This is a genomic window from Paenibacillus sp. Marseille-Q9583, from assembly GCF_976954365.1.
Window position 1 is genome coordinate 62,872 of record NZ_CDRJTB010000017.1, and the last position, 18,686, is coordinate 81,557.

The 18,686-nt window shown below is 44.5% G+C and carries 15 protein-coding genes; all 15 read left to right on the forward strand.

What is annotated here, in order from left to right:
* The first annotated feature begins 25 nt into the window (after nt 1-25).
* The 15 genes from ACWNM1_RS10670 to sleB all read left to right on the forward strand — a co-directional run bounded on the left by ACWNM1_RS10670 (nt 26) and on the right by sleB (nt 18,630).
* Nucleotides 26-973, forward strand: a complete 948-nt coding sequence (locus ACWNM1_RS10670) for a bifunctional riboflavin kinase/FAD synthetase (RefSeq protein ID WP_449600933.1) — start codon at nt 26-28, stop codon at nt 971-973.
* Nucleotides 974-1,121: 148 nt separating this feature from the next.
* The gene (gene rpsO / locus ACWNM1_RS10675; protein WP_036656390.1) at nt 1,122-1,391 is read left to right on the forward strand and encodes a 30S ribosomal protein S15; all 270 of its coding nucleotides are present in this window, start codon (nt 1,122-1,124) and stop codon (nt 1,389-1,391) included.
* A 392-nt stretch (nt 1,392-1,783) separates the two neighbouring features.
* Complete coding sequence (pnp, locus tag ACWNM1_RS10680; protein ID WP_449600934.1) at nt 1,784-3,886, forward strand: polyribonucleotide nucleotidyltransferase; 2,103 nt, start codon at nt 1,784-1,786, stop codon at nt 3,884-3,886.
* A 246-nt stretch (nt 3,887-4,132) separates the two neighbouring features.
* Nucleotides 4,133-5,116 carry a polysaccharide deacetylase family protein gene (locus tag ACWNM1_RS10685; protein ID WP_449600935.1) on the forward strand — a complete coding sequence of 328 codons (984 nt, stop codon included), beginning with the start codon at nt 4,133-4,135 and terminating at the stop codon, nt 5,114-5,116.
* Between the two features lie 76 nt (nt 5,117-5,192).
* The gene (locus tag ACWNM1_RS10690) at nt 5,193-6,461 is read left to right on the forward strand and encodes a M16 family metallopeptidase (RefSeq protein WP_042189409.1); all 1,269 of its coding nucleotides are present in this window, start codon (nt 5,193-5,195) and stop codon (nt 6,459-6,461) included.
* A complete protein-coding gene (gene dut / locus ACWNM1_RS10695; protein ID WP_197071224.1) occupies nt 6,436-6,882 on the forward strand; it encodes a dUTP diphosphatase in 447 nt (148 codons plus the stop codon). The genes ACWNM1_RS10690 and dut overlap by 26 nt, the downstream gene beginning before the upstream one ends.
* A 194-nt stretch (nt 6,883-7,076) precedes the next feature.
* Nucleotides 7,077-7,973, forward strand: coding sequence for a dipicolinate synthase subunit DpsA (gene dpsA, locus ACWNM1_RS10700; RefSeq protein WP_042189407.1), 897 nt, complete (start codon nt 7,077-7,079; stop codon nt 7,971-7,973).
* A 1-nt stretch (nt 7,974) separates the two neighbouring features.
* The gene (locus ACWNM1_RS10705) at nt 7,975-8,571 is read left to right on the forward strand and encodes a dipicolinate synthase subunit B (RefSeq protein ID WP_042189406.1); all 597 of its coding nucleotides are present in this window, start codon (nt 7,975-7,977) and stop codon (nt 8,569-8,571) included.
* 355 nt (nt 8,572-8,926) lie between these two features.
* Nucleotides 8,927-10,150: an aspartate kinase gene (dapG, locus tag ACWNM1_RS10710; protein ID WP_042189405.1), complete on the forward strand. Its 1,224-nt coding sequence runs from the start codon at nt 8,927-8,929 to the stop codon at nt 10,148-10,150.
* Nucleotides 10,151-10,163: 13 nt separating this feature from the next.
* A complete protein-coding gene (gene dapA / locus ACWNM1_RS10715) occupies nt 10,164-11,039 on the forward strand; it encodes a 4-hydroxy-tetrahydrodipicolinate synthase (RefSeq protein ID WP_449600936.1) in 876 nt (291 codons plus the stop codon).
* 510 nt (nt 11,040-11,549) lie between these two features.
* The gene (locus ACWNM1_RS10720) at nt 11,550-13,229 is read left to right on the forward strand and encodes a ribonuclease J (RefSeq protein ID WP_042189403.1); all 1,680 of its coding nucleotides are present in this window, start codon (nt 11,550-11,552) and stop codon (nt 13,227-13,229) included.
* A gap of 214 nt (nt 13,230-13,443) precedes the next feature.
* Complete coding sequence (locus ACWNM1_RS10725; RefSeq protein WP_449600937.1) at nt 13,444-14,223, forward strand: ClpP family protease; 780 nt, start codon at nt 13,444-13,446, stop codon at nt 14,221-14,223.
* Nucleotides 14,220-14,432 (forward strand): YlzJ-like family protein, encoded by a 213-nt coding sequence (locus ACWNM1_RS10730; protein WP_449600938.1) that lies wholly within the window; start codon nt 14,220-14,222, stop codon nt 14,430-14,432. The genes ACWNM1_RS10725 and ACWNM1_RS10730 overlap by 4 nt, the downstream gene beginning before the upstream one ends.
* Nucleotides 14,433-14,510: 78 nt before the next feature.
* On the forward strand, nt 14,511-17,171 hold the full coding sequence (locus ACWNM1_RS10735; RefSeq protein ID WP_449600939.1) for a DNA translocase FtsK 4TM domain-containing protein: 2,661 nt from the start codon (nt 14,511-14,513) through the stop codon (nt 17,169-17,171).
* Nucleotides 17,172-17,769: 598 nt separating this feature from the next.
* Complete coding sequence (gene sleB, locus ACWNM1_RS10740; protein WP_449600940.1) at nt 17,770-18,630, forward strand: spore cortex-lytic enzyme; 861 nt, start codon at nt 17,770-17,772, stop codon at nt 18,628-18,630.
* Nucleotides 18,631-18,686: the final 56 nt, after the last annotated feature.

The following is an 18,686-nucleotide window of genomic DNA, read 5'->3' on the forward strand; positions in this document are numbered from 1 at the left end:
AAGTGAATTGTAGGTGAGAAACAGCGTGAGAACCGTAACGTTAACCTATCCGATGTCTCCGGAGACTGCTGCAGAGTGGGCTCAGCCTCAAGTGGCTGCTCTAGGGCAGTTTGACGGATTGCATCGTGGACATGCTAGCGTCATTACATCCGCTGTGGCCCTAGCCCATAAACAAGGTGTGCCGGCCGCAGTCCTTACATTTCATCCCCATCCTAAAGATGTTATGGGTAAGGGTGATTATGAAGGGTATTTGACGCCACCCGTAGAAAAGCAGGAGATTCTTGCTAGTTTGGGTGTCGATATCTTATATGTTATTGAATTTAACGAGCAGCTTTCCCGTGTAAGTCCACAGAATTTTGTCTCTGTTATGCTTTTGCCGCTACATATTGTAACTGCAGTTGTCGGCTTTGACTTTCGTTTTGGTTATCAAGGTGAAGGCGATGTTGAGATGCTTCGCAAGCTGGGTGAAGGTGTTATGAATGTAGAGGTTGCTCCCCCTTTTCTGCTAGATGGTGAGAAGGTCAGCAGCTCCGGCATTCGTAAAAGTCTCCAAAACGGGGATTTAGAGCTGGCAAACTCCTGGTTCGGACGTTGCTACTATCTGCGCGGTGAAGTGGGTCATGGTGAGAAGAGAGGTCGCACCATTGGTTTTCCAACGGCGAATTTGAAGCTCAGTGCTCATTTTGTCATTCCGACTAAAGGTGTATATGCGGTCCGAGTCTTTTATAAGGATAAAGTTTTATACGGGGTCATGAATGTGGGCGTTAAACCTACCTTTCATGAGGGTGTATTGACTCCAAGCTTTGAGGTCCATCTGTTTGACTTCGAAGGTGATTTGTATGATCAAGAGCTCAAGGTAGAGTTAGTATCTTACATTCGTCCTGAACGAAAATTCGAATCCATTGGTGCATTGATTACTCAAATCGGTGAGGATGCAGAAACCGCGAAGAAGATTTTGGGGTATAATCTATAGTCATCCCGGACAAGCCGTTTACTTTTGTTAATGGAGATGCTATACTAATAAACGTTGCTGGCTTACAGCACCATAACCTTAGCTTGGTTGCACGTTCTCACCGACGGTGACGAGGCTAATGGCGATTATATTGAAGGAGGTGAACAGGATGGCATTAACTCAAGAACGTAAACATCAATTGATCGACGAGCACAAAACTCACGAATCCGATACTGGATCCCCTGAGGTGCAAGTTGCTATCCTAACGGAGAACATCGTTAATTTGACTGACCACTTGCGTACGCACAAGAAAGATCATCACTCCCGTCGCGGATTGTTGAAAATGGTTGGACAACGTCGTAAACTTCTGGCGTATTTGAAAAACAAAGACATCAGACGTTACAGCGCCCTGATCGAAAGACTGGGATTGCGTCGTTAATTTTCCATAAGATAACCCTTAAAGCAGCCTGGTTGTATACCGTATGTCCTTCTCGGAGCGACAGCGGGACAGCTGGGTTGCTTTTTGAAAATTTAGGGAAAACTTTATAGCAAGACTGATGAGATTATTCGTAAAAACGGCCACTTTACATCATCTGTAAGACTTAGCCGTTTCTTCTTATATGTATACAGAACAGGCTACATACCTTAAATTATAAGAAAGTATATGTTTCATGCTATACTTTATCCTTATAATTCTCGCATAAACGCTACCGTCCTTATAAGGACGCCGAAGGCGTTTTTACCTTAGGGACAAGCCTTTCCGATTCATTAGATCGATATGTGAACCTGCAATATTTGACTGCGGGTCTACTACTATTCAAGGAGGTATTTATGGAAAAACGTGTAGAAATGCAGCTAGGCGGAAGACGCCTTGTGCTGGAAACGGGCCGACTAGCTAAACAAGCAAACGCAGCCGTTATGGTGCGTTATGGGGATACTTCGGTATTATGTACCGTTACGGCTTCGAAAGAGCCGAAGGACCTGGATTTTTTCCCGCTTACAGTTAACTATGAGGAAAGATTATATGCGGTAGGTAAAATTCCGGGCGGATTTATTAAACGGGAAGGCAGACCGAGTGAGAAAGCGATTCTGTCCAGCCGTTTGACTGACCGTCCAATCAGACCACTGTTCCCTGAAGGTTTCCGTAACGATGTTCAGGTATTGAACATGGTAATGAGTGTGGATCAGGACTGCGCACCAGATATTGCTGCTATGATCGGCACTTCAGCTGCACTTAGTATTTCCGATGTGCCTTTTGATGGACCCATCGGCGGCGTTGCTGTAGGTCGGATTAATGGAGAGTTTGTGATCAATCCGGATATGGCTCAGCAAGCAATCAGTGATATTTATGTAGTGGTTGCTGGAACGAAGGAAGCAATCATGATGGTTGAAGCAGAAGCGAACGAAGTGACGGAAGATGTGATGCTCGAAGCGATTATGTTCGGTCATGACGAAATCCGTAAGATCGTTGCAACCATTGAAGAACTGGTCAAAGTGGCTGGTAAAGAAAAAATGGCTGTGAAGCTGCATGCAGTGAATGCTGACGTAAATACTGAGGTCCGTGCATTTGCTGAGGCTCGTCTGGTGGAAGCCGTTAAAATTGCTGAAAAACATGCTCGTCAGGAAGCGATTGATGTCGTTAATGATGAAGCGGTTGCGTATTTCGTAGAGAAGTACATAGAAGCACCGGAGCTTCTGAAAGATGTTAAAGAAGTCCTACATGATATCGTGAAGGATGAAGTAAGACGTCTAATCACGCATGATAAGGTTCGTCCAGATGGACGTAAACTTGATGAAATCCGTCCGATTGAATGTGATACAAGCCTGTTGCCGCGTACCCATGGTTCCGGTCTGTTCACACGTGGACAAACACAAATCCTTAGCGTTTGTACCCTTGGAGCTCTAGGTGATGTACAAATCCTCGACGGAATCGATCCTACTGAAACGAAACGTTTCATGCACCATTACAACTTCCCTCCGTTCAGCGTAGGGGAAGCTCGTCCGCTTAGAGCACCAGGACGTCGTGAAATCGGTCACGGAGCACTTGGAGAACGTGCATTATCCAAGGTAATTCCTAGTGAAACTGAATTCCCGTACACGATTCGTCTAGTATCAGAAGCGATTGAATCTAACGGTTCTACATCCCAGGCAAGTATCTGTGCCAGCATTCTGGCTATGATGGACGCTGGTGTGCCAATCAAAGCACCAGTAGCCGGAGTAGCAATGGGTCTGATCAAAGACGGAGATCATGTCTCCATCCTGACGGATATTCAAGGTATGGAAGATCATCTCGGAGATATGGACTTCAAGGTAGCTGGTACAGCAGAAGGTGTTACAGCTATTCAAATGGACATTAAGATTGCAGGTATCGACCGCAACATTCTTCAAGATGCACTTCAACAGGCTAAAGAAGGCCGTCTGTTCATCTTGGACAAAATGAATGAAGCGATCTCTGCGCCAAGACCTAATCTGTCCAAATATGCTCCAAAAATCATTATTATCAACATCAATCCGGACAAAATCCGTGATGTTATCGGTGCTGGTGGTAAGATTATCAATAAAATTATTGAAGAAACCGGTGTGAAAATCGACATCGAACAAGATGGCCGTGTCTTTATCGGTTCTTCAGATGAAGAAATGATCCAAAAGGCTCGTTCGATTATCGAAGGTCTTGTGCGTGAAGTACAAGTCGGAGAAATCTATGTGGGTACAGTTAGACGTATTGAGAAATTTGGTGCATTTGTTGAACTTATTCCGGGCAAAGACGGATTGGTACACATTTCCCAATTATCAACTGAGCGTGTAGCTAAGGTAGAAGATGTTGTTGCTATTGGTGACACCATTACCGTTAAAGTTACCGAGATCGATCCACAAGGCCGGGTTAACCTGTCTCGTAAAGCAGTGTTGACTTCGGAAGCTGGAGCTAAAGCGTAAGATTGATCTTAGTAATAACCTTTACTAAAGGGATTGAATTTCATTATTAAAAGAGACAGAAGCGATTTGCGTTCTGGCTCTTTTTTTATATGAACGGGTTGGAAAACTGTAGCAAACATTCCTATCAATTAGTCTTGTATCTGTTCATGACATAAATTCCTCCCTTGTCTCATAGATTGGGACAAAGTGTCTTTGTAATCGTGTGGAACGAACCTGAAATTCGTTTCTACCGGGGAGGAAGTCGTCATGAAGACGGAAAAAGTGGCATTAGTGGTTGCTTGTGTAGCAATCGTGATAGGAATTGGTAGCACACAGGGACCAGTCAAGGACATGCTTGCGCAATTGAAGCCGCAGGATGATCTCGCGGTGTGGATGGATATCCCTAAGGCGGCGAACAACGATCTTCGTCTGAGGATTGAGACCGCCGCGGCCAAGCTAAATGCACCTCCTGTGGATGCAGTGGTTGACCGGGTGTGGAAAGCCATTCCGGGTTATAACGGACTTGAGATTGATGTAGAGAGTACCTATCGGAATGCTCTTTTGGCACCAAAAGAACCCGTAAAGTTAGTGTATCGGCAGATCGAACCAAAAGTATCGTTAAATGAACTGGGAGCAGAACCTATATATCGAGGAAATCCGGCGAAACCGATGGTATCACTGATGATTAATGTGGCTTGGGGGAATCAGTATATCGTGCCAATGCTGGATATTTTGGATGAAGAGAACGTGAAAGTTACGTTTTTTCTGGATGGAAGCTGGCTGAGTAAGAATCCAGAGCTTGCTACACAAATGTTAAAGCGTGGTCATGAGATGGAGAATCACGCCTATACTCACCCCAATATGAGTACTTTAAGTCGAGCGCGGGCTACCGTTGAGATTGAGAAGACGCAAAAGCTGCTAAAGGAATCACTTGGAGTCACTAATAAATGGTTCGCGCCTCCATCTGGTGATTTCGATCAAGAGACAGTAGAAATCGCTAGCAGCTTGGGCTTAAAGACTGTACTCTGGACTGTAGATACGGTGGATTGGCGTAATCCTTCTCCTGAATCTATAGTTGCCAAAATCACAAGCAAAGCTGAACCCGGCACACTTGTTCTAATGCATCCTACTGCCTCATCCTCCAAGGCGCTGAAGGCCATGATACGCGGGATAAAGGCAAAAGGGTTACAGCTAGGAACAGTTAGCCAAACGCTGTCAGCGGAGCGTCTAATCCCCTCTGATGTTGAGTGAGTGATCTATTTCTGGTAGGATTATAGGCACGTGTATTAATTTAGATAGAACATGGCTATTGCCAGGAGGACATGAAGTGGAAAAAATAGTATTATCCAATGGATTACGAGTAGTGATGGAAAAAATTCCGACCGGCCGGTCCGTTTCATTTGGAATATGGGTGAAGACAGGTTCGCGGAATGAACACCCTGGAAACAACGGGATATCCCATTTTGTAGAGCATATGCTTTTTAAAGGTACGGACCGATATAGTGCTAAGGATATTGCCGAACAGTTCGATGCTATTGGCGGCAATGTAAATGCGTTTACCTCTAAGGAATATACTTGCTATTATGCAAAAGTACTGGATGAGCATCTGCCTATCGCAGTAGATGTGCTAGCAGATATGTTCTTCCGTTCACGTATGGATGCTGAAGAGCTGGAGAAAGAAAAAAACGTCATCCTTGAGGAAATTTCTATGTGCGAAGATACACCAGACGATCTTGTGCATGATTTGATGTGTGCTGCTGCTTACAAGGATCATCCGCTTGCGTATTCTATCCTTGGCTTAAAGGAACGGCTGATGGAGATGAAGCCGGATGATCTTCGTGCCTACATGAAGGAGCAGTATACGATTGAGAATACGGTAATTAGTGTAGCTGGGAACATCAGCGATGGATTGATTGAGCTGCTGGAGCAGCATTTTGGTTCTTTTGCTAATCATGGCACATCTGCGCCGTTGACTCCACCGGATTATTATGGGGACTTGTTGTTTCACCGCAAAAAAACAGAACAGAATCATATCTGTCTTTCCCTACCAGGGGTCCGCTCTGGCGACCCATTGCAATATGCTATGGTGCTTATTAATAATGCCATTGGCGGCGGTATGAGCTCACGGATGTTCCAAGAGATTCGTGAAAAACGTGGCCTAGCCTATTCTGTATATTCATACCACAGTTCTCAAGCGGATTCTGGTTTGTTCACGGTCTATGCTGGAACAGCACCGAAGCAAACTAAGGATGTAACGGAGCTAATTAAGGAAATGATGTACGAACTTGCTACTGAGGGTCTTAGTGAAGATGAACTGAGAAAAGGCAAGGAGCAGCTTAAAGGTAGCCTAATTCTTAGCCTGGAAAGCACTAGTAGCCGGATGAATCGGATTGGGAAAAATGAACTTATGCTCGGAAAACATAACACATTAGACGATATGATCGCCAAGATTCAGTTAGTAACGATGGACAATATCAACAGTGTGCTTGATAATATGTTTGCTGAGCCGCTTTCTTTAGCGATGGTAGGTTCAACAGATAAAGCTATTGCAAATGTTAGGAGAGATGATCTTGTCTTATTACGTACAAATCAATAAACTAGCTGGAAACGAGGATGTTAATCTTCCTTGTAAAATGTCAGAACAGGCTTCCGGGTATGATCTATATGCCGCAGTTGGTAGCGAAGTTGTGCTTGCACCTGGAGAACGTGCATTAATTCCAACAGGCATATCATTAGCTATGCCAGACGGATTAGAAGCTCAAATTCGTCCACGAAGTGGACTAGCCTTGAAGCATGGGATTACGTGTTTGAACACACCTGGAACGATTGATGCTGATTATCGTGGAGAGATCAAAGTGTTGTTGATCAATCTAGGGCAAGAGCCATTTGCTATCGCTCGTAATGAGCGCATTGCCCAAATGGTATTTCAAGCGGTTCCAGTGGTCACTTTGGTTGAAGTAGATGCTTTATCCGAAACAGAACGTGGAGCCGGAGGCTTCGGTCACACTGGCAAATAATATGACTTATTAAAAAGCTTGCGAATTTATGCCCAATCGGCGTGATTCGCGAGCTTTTTTTGTTTAAATATGACAATTTATAAGTTTCATATTTAAGCCTGCATGGTAATTCTTCTCCGCTTTTCACCCATTAAGAATGCCCAGCATAAGATGCTCTATAGTCGATAGTGTATGTTGAAAGGAGCGTCATCCCTATGCTTACTGGCGTCAGGATCGTGTTCCTGGGCGGGGACGCGAGACAGCTTGAAGTGATTCGGAAATGTGTGGAATTGGATGCGACGGTAAGCGCTGCCGGGTTCGATAAATGGGAAGCCCCTTGCCCAGGGGTGAGCCTGGAACAGATGACGGTAGAGCTGCTTAGTAATGCAGATGTATTAGTGTTACCTACGGTTGGTTGTGATGATGAAGGGAATATCAGTGCTTTATTTTCTTCTGAACGCTTGATGCTCTTGGAAGAACATTTTGCTGCTCTGCCACCCCATTGTTTGGTGTATAGCGGTATGGCTAAAAGCTACTTACGCGGTATGTGCGCCAAGCATTCGTTAAAGTTAATTGAATTGCTTAATCGTGATGATGTAGCCATCTACAACTCCATCCCAACAGCGGAAGGGGCACTGGTTATGGCTATACAGAACACGGATTTTACCATTCACAGTTCCAAATCGATGGTACTGGGCTTGGGCAGAACGGGTTTTACAATGGCAAGAAGTCTGCAAGGATTGGGTGCTAGTGTCAAAGCCGGTGTTAGAAAACAGGAACATTATGCACGTGCTGAGGAAATGGGCTGGAAGCCGTTTATGACCAGTGAACTGTTGCTTCATGTGCCGGATGTCGATCTGATATTTAATACGATTCCAAGTATGATCATCACCGCACAAGTACTCTCACGTATCTCACCGCATTGCTTAATTGTCGACCTGGCTTCCGCTCCAGGTGGATGTGACTTTCGTTATGCTGAGAAAAGAGGAATTAAAGCGATGCTGGCACCTGGACTCCCTGGCATTGTAGCTCCTAAAAGCGCTGGGATTATTATGGCAAATGCGCTGGTTCAGTCGATATCGGACGAGGCTTTAATCAAGGGGGACGAATAAAATGGATTGGCACGGAAAAACAGTAGGGTATGCGATTACCGGATCTCACTGCACATTTGCGGAGGTAATGCCGCAAATTCAACGCTTCGTAGATGGAGGAGCAAACGTAGTGCCCATAGTTTCAGCATCCGTACTAGGTACCGACACCCGCTTTGGAACATCGCAAAATTGGCTAAAACAGTTGAAAGATATAACAGGTAATGATATCATTTCTACAATTGTTGAAGCGGAACCGCTGGGTCCTTCCAAGCTGCTGGATGTGCTGACGATAGCACCTTGCACTGGAAATACAACGAGTAAATTGGCAAATGCTATGACCGATAGTCCAGTGCTCATGGCTGCAAAATCGCAGATGCGCAATGGACGTCCACTTGTTCTCGCGATATCTACCAATGATGGCTTAGGTCTTAATGCCGCAAATATTGCAAAGCTTCTAGTGGCTAAACATATTTATTTTGTGCCATTCGGACAGGATAACCCTGAGGGCAAACCTAATTCGTTAGTAGCGCGTATGGATCTTATCCCAGAAGCTTGCTATGCCGCTTTGCAAGGTAAACAACTACAGCCGATGATTATTGAAAAGTTTCATTCCGTCTAGAATAGGGCGGAATCGGCGGAGCTAGTTGCGGACATAAAAAGGGGAGATGCACTAAATGAGCAATGAGAAGTTAAATGCCGCCTTGGTCGGAGTTACTTCTTAATCAATAGATACGGACGTAAACGCTCAAAGCCAAGATCTGCTAAACCCATTGCTGAGATCATTGCCACCAAAAAATATAAGCTTTACTGCTACCGTCCTCATTTCGAGGGCGGTACAACCATTTTTCAAAATAAAAGAAAATTACTTAAGAAATAAGCTTACGTACTGTAAAGGAATTTCTCATTAGAGACGAAATGAGTTCTATTTACGAACGATTAGTGTGTTTGCTTTGACAATAATGGAGGAATTATACATGGGTATTCTGGTACAAAAATTCGGAGGAACATCACTTTCAACACCACAAGCTAGAGAGCACGTCATTCGTAATGTCAAACGGGAGCTCGCTAGCGGCTATAGTTTGGTCATTGTCGTTTCGGCAATGGGCAGACGCGGAGAACCTTATGCAACAGATACTCTGCTGGATTGGGCTGTTCAGAATGGAGATTCACTCCCAGAGCGTGAGAAGGATCTCTTGATGTGCTGTGGTGAGATTATCTCTGCTACTACACTTTGTGGCCTGCTGGAGAATGAAGGGATTGCTTCTACGGTACTAACGGGAGCTCAGGCTGGTTTTATGACAGATAGCAACTATGGCAATGCAAGAATTCTAGATGTACGTCCTGAGCGTATTCTTCGCGAACTGCGTGAAGATAAAGTAGTTATAGTGACCGGGTTCCAAGGACAGACTGAAGCTGGTGATTTGACGACTTTGGGCCGTGGAGGAAGTGACACCTCTGCGACTGCACTGGGTGCTGCCCTTCATGCAGATATGGTTGATATCTATACAGATGTTAATGGGATTCTTACAGCAGATCCGCGGATCGTTGAAGACGCAAAACCGCTAACGTATGTTAGTTATACAGAAATTTGTAATATGGCTCATCAAGGAGCAAAAGTGATCCATCCACGTGCGGTTGAGATTGCTATGCAGGCACAAATTCCAGTACGCGTTCGTTCAACATTTTCTGAGAATGAAGGTACGCTGGTTACGAATCCTGAAGGATTCAACGATATTCAGTCTGGCGGTATTGTAGATCGCTTCGTAACAGGTATTGCTTATGTCAGCAACGTCACACAGATTTCTGTGGAGTGTCCAGATGGAAATGGTACGGGCGTTCAACTGCAAATTTTTAAAAGTATGGCCGACAACGGAATAAGCGTTGATTTTATTAATGTAACACCTACTGAAGCTCTTTATACTGTGTTCGATGACAAATCAGAAAAGGCCATCTCAGTTCTTCAGCAATTGGGATTGCGTCCTAAGAGCTTATCAGGTTGTGCAAAAGTTTCCGTTATCGGGGGCGGAATTAATGGTGTGCCTGGTATTATGGCGCGTATCGTTGAGGCACTTAGCTCACAAAATATTCAGATTCTCCAATCCGCAGATTCGAATACAACGATTTGGGTGCTGGTGAAGAAAGAGGATATGGTGCAGTCCCTGCGTTCGCTGCACGCTATGTTTGAATTGCACCGCTAAGGAGGAATTCAAAGTGGATTTCGGAAGATTAATAACAGCCATGGTAACCCCCTTTGACGGGGATGGAGAAATCAACTGGGATGTAACTTCACAGCTTGTCGATTATTTAATTGAAGAACAGAAATCAGAGGCATTGGTTGTCTGTGGCACAACTGGGGAATCCCCAACATTAAGTGATGAGGAGAAACTGCAGCTGTTTTCTTTTGTACTAGAGAAGGCGAATGGTCGCTGTAAAATTATTGCTGGAACAGGCAGTAATAACACGAAGCACTCTATTCACCTCACGAAGGAAGCGGAGAAAATAGGTGTGAATGGCGTACTTTTGGTCGTTCCTTATTACAATAAGCCTAATCAGGAAGGGCTCTATCAGCATTTTTCTGCGATTGCTTCGGAGACTTCATTGCCAGTCATGCTGTATAATGTTCCCGGTCGCACGGGTGTAAGTATGAGCGTGGACACAACCCTTCGACTTGCTGAAATATCGAATATTGTTGCGACAAAAGAATGTGCATCTGTCGATCAAGTAACACTTATCGCTTCTGCGTGTTCCGATGACTTCCGTGTATATACTGGTGATGATTCTGCGGGCTTAGCTAGTCTAGCCGTAGGAGGATACGGAATTATCAGTGTAGCTAGTCATGTGGTTGGTGCACAGATGTCAGAAATGATCTATGCATACAACTCAGGAAATGTTCAGCGAGCGGGAGAGATCCATCGGCAATTGTTCCCTATTTTCAAGGGGTTGTTCGAATGTCCACAACCTTTACCGAATCCTTCAGCGGTCAAATATGCTTTAAGTCTGAAAGGTCTGTCTGTTGGAGGCGTCAGATTGCCGCTTATTTCTCCTACTGAAGCTGAGGCGGCCTTTATCGAGGCACTATTTCACTAAGTGCTGAACAATGATATTCTAGTCTTTAAACCGGCTTCTCCTGTGGAGAGCCGGTTTTTATATTTATTATATTTTGCTAAAATAATGGGTCACCTTTAAGGAAAGAATTTGGATACGAGATAGGGTGACTTGTCTTTTGCCAAAAAAATCATGTATAATGATCTTAAGTGACTGGGTGCGGTTAAAATTAAATATGCGGTAATCTTCCGTCAATGGTATACATTGTGAGACAGGATAGGTCCCAAGATGAGTCTGTGTAAATGATAGAAATGTCTTCGCGCGAGGGGCGCGACGGTGAATTTTGACGGCATTTGTCCGCTTCAATATGAACTTTACTGCCCGGAATCGGGAGCTTTCGCATTGCGCATTTTACAGATATCAGGAATATCCTTGTTAATTAAGGAAGCTATCAGCTGTTTGAAGAATGTGTTCAGCGCCGCTGAAATAATCGAAGTTCAATATTTACCAATAAAAGTATGACGTCCAACATCATAGGAGGGTTAGATTCATTTGTCCAAAAAAAACAACAACGATAAATTGATGATTTTCGCATTGGGCGGAGTCGGAGAAATCGGGAAAAACATGTATGTCATTCAATATGGAGCTGACATTGTAGTCGTGGATTCGGGACTTAAGTTCCCGGAAGAAGATATGCTCGGTATAGATATCGTAATTCCTGATATCTCTTATTTGACAGAGAACCGTGACAAGGTAAGAGGGATTGTACTTACCCACGGACACGAGGATCACATCGGTGGTCTCCCATATGTCCTGAAGAATTTGAATGTTCCGGTTTACGGAACAAGACTTACATTAGGCCTTGTAGAAAACAAATTGAAGGAAGCAAACTTACTGGGTGACACCAAACGAATTCTGATCAATGAAGATTCAGAAATTCAACTGGGAAGTTCGCTCAAAGTTACTTTCTTCAGAACCAATCACAGTATTCCTGATTCCGTCGGTGTATGCATAGAAACACCGGAAGGTAACGTAGTTCATACGGGAGATTTCAAATTTGACCACACTCCAGTCAACGGTCAATTTGCAAATCTGCATCGGATGGCTGAAATTGGTCAGAAGGGCGTGCTTGCTCTTTTGTCGGATAGTACGAATGCTGAGAAACCAGGCTTTACCCCATCTGAGAAAAATGTCGGTATCGTTCTGGAAGACATTTTCCGCAAAGCTGAACAACGTGTTGTTGTGGCAACTTTTGCTTCCAATGTGCACCGTATTCAACAAGTGGTTAATGCAGCAGAATCCACAGGCCGTAAGATTACAGTAATTGGCCGTAGTATGGTAAACGTTGTATCCATCGCTTCAGAGCTTGGATATCTAAACGTACCAGACGGTATGCTGATCGAGCCTGAAGAAATGAACAGAATGGCAGCGAACCGTGTCGTTGTTCTTTGCACAGGCAGCCAAGGCGAGCCAATGTCCGCATTGACCCGTATGGCACGTTCCAGTCATCGTAAAGTAGATATCTTGCCAGGTGATACTGTTATTATTGCAGCAACACCGGTACCAGGTAACGAGAAATATGTAGGTCGTACCATCGATGAATTGTTCCGTCTTGGCGCTAACGTAATTTATAGCGGTTCCAATTCTGGCGTTCACGTATCCGGTCACGGTAGCCAGGAAGAGCTTAAGCTTATGCTTAACCTGATGAAACCAAAATATTTCATTCCAATTCACGGTGAATACCGTATGCAACGTAAACATGCGCTTTTGGCAGAATCCGTTGGCGTTGAGTCTCAGAACATTTTCATCACTGAAATCGGTGAGATTGTGGAAATTCAAGGCGGTGCCGCTCGTAAAGCTGGTAAAGTAACGGCTGGTAACGTATTGATTGACGGTCTGGGTGTAGGTGATGTAGGTAATATCGTATTGCGTGACCGTAAGCTTCTGTCTCAAGATGGTATTCTAGTTGTCGTGGTTACACTAAGCAAACAGAATGGTGCGATTGTCTCCGGACCTGACATCATTTCTCGTGGTTTCGTTTACGTTCGTGAGTCCGAAGGACTGCTTGACGAAGCGAACCGGATTGTTTCCAGTACACTGCAACGCCTGATGAGTGAGAAAGTAAATGAGTGGGCGTCGCTTAAAACAAGCGTAAAAGATTCACTCGGTCGTTTCTTATATGAGCAAACGCGTCGTAGACCGATGATTTTGCCAATTATCATGGAAGTGTAAGGAGAATTCTCCTTAAATAAATATATAGCTTGGGCATTGGCCCCTTTTCCCCGGAAATATTGGACGGTTTCTACGGGAAAAGGGGTTTTTGTATTGTTTATATTCACATCATGAGGAGAGGTTTGCATAATGCGGTGCCCTGAAATGTCATACTAATGAAAGTTAGTAAGGCTATAGCAGACCAGAGCTGCATATGAAAAGGGAGAGCTGCGAAATGAACTACATGAATGGATCAAATGGAGCAAAGAATGAGGAAGTTATACCACAAGAGGGAAATCCAAATACAAATGAAAATATGCCGCCCACTACAATGGGTGCACTTAAAGAGCTTGGACAAACAGCGGTTCCTACCGGTGAACCGGATATCTTTTGCATAACGATCATCGGTCAGATTGAAGGCCATATTGTAATGCCTCCTCAGAACAAAACGACAAAATACGAACATATCATTCCCCAGCTGGTGGCAGCTGAACAGAATAAGAATATTAAAGGTCTGCTTATTATTTTAAATACGGTTGGCGGAGATGTAGAAGCTGGTCTAGCGATTGCCGAAATGATTTCTTCACTCTCTAAACCAACGGTAACAGTAGTCATTGGAGGGGGCCATAGTATTGGCGTTCCGATCGCTGTATCCTCTACGTATTCAATTATTGCGGAAAGTGCAACAATGACGATACATCCGATTCGTATGAATGGCTTAGTAATTGGAGTGCCACAGACGTTCGAATACATGGAAAAAATGCAGGAGCGTGTAGTGAAATTCGTTACTTCTCATTCTCGGATTTCTGAAGAACAGTTCCGTGACCTCATGTTTAAGACAGGTGAGCTCAATCGTGATATTGGAACAGCCGTTGGGGGGTTGGACGCTGTTAAATATGGTCTCATGGATGAGGTGGGTGGGATAGGAGCTGCCTTAGCGCATCTTAACCGCATGATTGGTGGAGATTTCTCTGCAGCGCCTACAGCAGCGATTTCGGGAGGGCTTACGCAATGACACTCTATACGATAATGTCGATGGAACAGGTGTGGGAGGGGGCATTTAATAATTACACTACAACGCGAGAAGTAAGTGTTCAGGGGATGCTCATGCAGGTTGAGCCGATGGAGGAAGGACGCGCGCGCATAGTAAGATTGCTGGATTGTCCTTTGGAGCGATATTTAGATCCGTCGTTCTCTCCTGGAGCGATAATTACGTTAACATAAAGATTCATTTTTTGACAAAAGAGAACATAGGTACGCCACGCCATTATATGGTATAATGTTGTTCCGGGGGTGGCTGGCGTGGCTAAACGAAAAAAGAAAAAGAAAAAAGCGCTGCTCGGCAGCGTTTTAAAATATGAAATTTACGGAATTTTACTAATAACGATATCCGTTATTGCTCTGTCCGGTGAAGCGGCGGTAGGGCGGTCACTTTCAAGTATGGCGGGTTATTTATTAGGGAGATTTTATTTTGTGTTGCCGCTTATTGGTATTTTTTATGGGCTTATGGTTATGATCCATCGAAGATGGCCTTCTTCTTGGAACAGTCGACATACAGGCGTGCTTCTGCTTCTGCTATCCATGTGCCTTATGAGCACTATTTCTGCAATGGAGCAGAAGCTTGGCCCGTTGTCCTTGCTCCATCCTGGCAACGTGATGACACAAATACATAATGATCTTTCGGGATCTCTTTCGCCCGGTGTTAACAATAGTAATGTCTATATGCTGGGTAAGGATATAAGTGGCGGATATATCGGCGGGTTGGAGTATGCTGCACTGCTGTGGCTCTTTGGTAGTCTGGGAGCTAAGCTGCTCATGATCGTTATGCTTGCCATCAGCTTTATGTTAATTACAAATCTCTCCTATGTAGAGATTATTACTCTTTTACGAGTTCGTACGGTTAAGTTTGTGGAAGGGATTCGTCTCCATGCGGCAAACCGTCCGAAGGCAGTCCCAGTAGCGGCTAGACCTTCCAAAGCAGCCGCACCCGCAAAGACTCGGTCAGTGAAGCAGCCTGTCTATGACGAAGATGACGAAGAGGAAGAAGACGATCGATATTTACCTAATCGTAAGCAACCTGTTCTATTGAAAAAAATATCCGGTTGGTTCACAGGCTCCACCCGTTCAGAGGCGGAAGCCGATTCTGAGGATGATGATCATGGTCCAATTGTAACAAGTGCTTCGCACGGTCCGATCATTTCTGGGCTTTCAGTAGATAGTCGTGTGACTCCACTTGAGGATATCCAACATGATTTTGATGATACAGATATGGATATGGAACCTGTAACTCCAATTATTCGCGACTTCTTTGAACATATCCGCTCAGAAGGGCTGAATGAGGAAGATCGGGAGGAATGGAGTGAATTCTCTCCAGCAGCTCGTGGTGTTACCGTCAAAGCTCCTGTTGCTGGGGTTAATCCAGTTAGTCAACAGCCTTCAGATGAGCCTGAGGAGAATGTGACTATTGACTTGGATGGATTGCTAAGCGCCACTCCTGATGGACAGATCATTCCTGCTCCACCGGCACCACCTCCACCAAAACCATATAAGCTGCCATCTTTCCGACTTCTAGCCAAACCTAACAACAGCGGCAAAGCGGGAGATCAGAATGATTATATGCAGACCGCCCGTAAGCTAGAAGCAACCCTGGAGAGTTTCGGTGTAAGAGCAAAGGTTCTCGAAGTAGTTAGAGGTCCAGCGGTTACACGGTATGAGATTCAGCCGGATATCGGTGTCAAAGTTAGCCGTATTGTTAATCTGACGGATGACATTGCGCTTGCTCTTGCAGCCAAAGATATACGTATGGAGGCGCCAATTCCGGGTAAATCAGCCATTGGGATAGAGGTACCGAATTCCGAAGTGTCTATTGTGACCATGCGTGAAGTTATGGAGACACAGATTTTTCAGGAAGCTGAATCTAGATTATCGATTGCTTTTGGACGTGATATTTCGGGTCAGACGATTATCGGTAATTTAGCGAAGATGCCCCATTTATTGGTGGCTGGTGCAACGGGTTCTGGTAAATCGGTTTGTATTAACGGGATTATTACGAGTATTTTATACAAAGCTAAACCCGATGAAGTCAAATTCCTGATGGTGGACCCGAAGATGGTAGAGCTGAATGTCTATAATGGGATTCCGCATCTTCTGGCTCCAGTCGTTACTGATCCGAAGCGGGCGAGCTTAGCTTTAAAGAAGATCGTTGTGGAAATGGAGAAAAGGTATGAACTCTTCTCCAAATCAGGAACACGTAACATGGAAGGCTATAACAAGCTGATGGCAGAGAACCCAGCTGCTATACTTCCGTATATCGTTGTTATTGTGGACGAGCTTGCGGATTTGATGATGGTTGCCGCTAACGATGTAGAGGATGCTATCTGTCGGCTTGCACAGATGGCGCGTGCAGCTGGTATACATCTAATTATCGCCACTCAGCGTCCTTCCGTGGATGTCATTACAGGTTTGATTAAGGCGAATATTCCATCTCGTATCGCTTTCGGCGTATCTTCCAATGTAGACTCACGGACCATTCTGGATATGCCAGGTGCGGAGAAGCTGTTAGGTCGAGGAGACATGCTGTTCTTACCGATGGGGGCTTCTAAACCGATTCGTGTGCAGGGTGCCTTTATGAGCGATCAAGAGGTTGAGACAATCGTTCAATATGTCAGCAGTCAAGGTGAAGCAGAATATGACGAGTCCATTGTTCCAGAGGTTGATGACACAATCGCTGAAGACCAGGAGCCCCAGGATGAGTTATATGAGCAGGCCGTAACGATCGTGCTTGAAGCGAAGCAAGCTTCAGTCTCGCTACTACAGCGCCGGATGAGGGTTGGTTACACCCGTGCAGCCCGTTTGATTGACTCTATGGAGGCTCGTGGGGTAATAGGGCCTTACGAGGGCAGCAAGCCGCGTGAGGTGCTTGTATCCCTTGAGCAGTATCAGCATAACAAGATCAGTTCTTAAGCTGAACAAGTCAGTTTAAACCTTAAATAGACAGTAAAAAGGGGCCGTCCCCAAGTAGTTTGTACTACTTGGGGACGGCCTCTTACTCATTGAAGGAGTGTAAATGACACTTCAAATAATGGCTTTAGTGAAGCTACGAATGAGGCTCCGAGTGAAGCTTCATTAAAATAATCAGGGAAAAGATCCCTGTAATTCATTAATTTTGGTAATAAATAAAGGAATTGGCCTGATTTTTAGGGGGGAATTCCCTAATTCCATTCATTATCAGAGAATATCCACTATTTTCAGGGAGTTTTTCCCTAAAAGTGCGAACCTGTTACTTGGACTATTGTGAATTCATATCACTAAAATGTTGAAGAATATGACGTATATCTATAATTTCAATTAATGCGTGGTTCCACAGTAAAATGTGATCCTTTAAATTCATGATTCATATCAACTTCATGATTTTCTTATTTCGATTATAGTTGATAATTATTCTCAATTACAATGAAAAGCTATTTCTTCTTTTTTAGTAATGCATAGGATGGACTGACAGTCGTCATAATAACTTTAGCCATCCATGCAGAACTTACAAAAGAAAGGTAGAGCGAACCCTATGAAGAAACAAAAGATGTGGATATTTGCTGCTTTAACTCTTGCACTTGCTGCCGCGCCGTTTGCAGGAACGTTTTTCAAGGGGAATGGCCTTGTTCAGACCAAGCAAAGTGCTGCTGCGTCATTTGTCCACGAGTTAAATAATCCTGACGAAGAAGCCTTGCCGGCTTTCAGTACAACAACCATTAAGCTTGGGTCCACGGGTCAGGATGTCTATGAATTGCAGGGACGATTAAAGCACTTAGGTTATTATGCCGGGAAAATAGACAGTCATTTTGGTCCAAAAACGAAGAATGCGGTAACCTGGTTTCAATGGAAATTCGGAATGAAGTCTGATGGCATTGTAGGTGCCAAGACTAAGCTGAAGTTGTATAACGCAACGAAGAACTGGAAGCCGACGGAGCCTTCTACGGGAAATAAGACAGCACAGAATAACACTGGCAATAAAACAAATACGTCCAATCAATCGAATTCTCCAGGATTGTCTTCTGGTAATTCGATGGGCTTATCGGAGAATGATCTGAAAATCATGGCTAATGCCGTGTATGGAGAAGCCAGAGGTGAGCCTTTCGAAGGCCAGGTTGCTGTTGCTGCGGTCATTTTAAACCGTGTGAAATCACCTAGTTTCCCGAATACACCTTCTGGCGTTATTTTTCAACCGAGAGCATTTACAGCTGTGGCTGATGGCCAGATCTATCTGGAGCCGAATGAGCAAGCACGTAAGGCAGTGCAGCAAGCACTCAGTGGATGGGACCCATCCGGAGGCTGTTTGTATTACTTTAACCCAAAAACGGCTACCTCTAAATGGATTTGGAGCCGCCCTCAGGTTAAGACGATAGGTCAGCATATTTTCTGTATGTAGATAAGAAATTTAAGGATTTCAGAGAGCAACCGGGAAGAGGCTCCCGGTTGCTTCCT

Bases quoted from the DNA above. Each gene is read 5' to 3' on its own strand.
- rpsO (WP_036656390.1), top strand. From the start codon at position 1,122: ATGGCATTAACTCAAGAACGTAAACATCAATTGATCGACGAGCACAAA.
- pnp (WP_449600934.1), top strand. From the start codon at position 1,784: ATGGAAAAACGTGTAGAAATGCAGCTAGGCGGAAGACGCCTTGTGCTG.
- ACWNM1_RS10685 (WP_449600935.1), top strand. From the start codon at position 4,133: ATGAAGACGGAAAAAGTGGCATTAGTGGTTGCTTGTGTAGCAATCGTG.
- dpsA (WP_042189407.1), top strand. From the start codon at position 7,077: ATGCTTACTGGCGTCAGGATCGTGTTCCTGGGCGGGGACGCGAGACAG.
- ACWNM1_RS10705 (WP_042189406.1), top strand. From the start codon at position 7,975: ATGGATTGGCACGGAAAAACAGTAGGGTATGCGATTACCGGATCTCAC.
- dapG (WP_042189405.1), top strand. From the start codon at position 8,927: ATGGGTATTCTGGTACAAAAATTCGGAGGAACATCACTTTCAACACCA.
- ACWNM1_RS10725 (WP_449600937.1), top strand. From the start codon at position 13,444: ATGAACTACATGAATGGATCAAATGGAGCAAAGAATGAGGAAGTTATA.
- ACWNM1_RS10730 (WP_449600938.1), top strand. From the start codon at position 14,220: ATGACACTCTATACGATAATGTCGATGGAACAGGTGTGGGAGGGGGCA.
- sleB (WP_449600940.1), top strand. From the start codon at position 17,770: ATGAAGAAACAAAAGATGTGGATATTTGCTGCTTTAACTCTTGCACTT.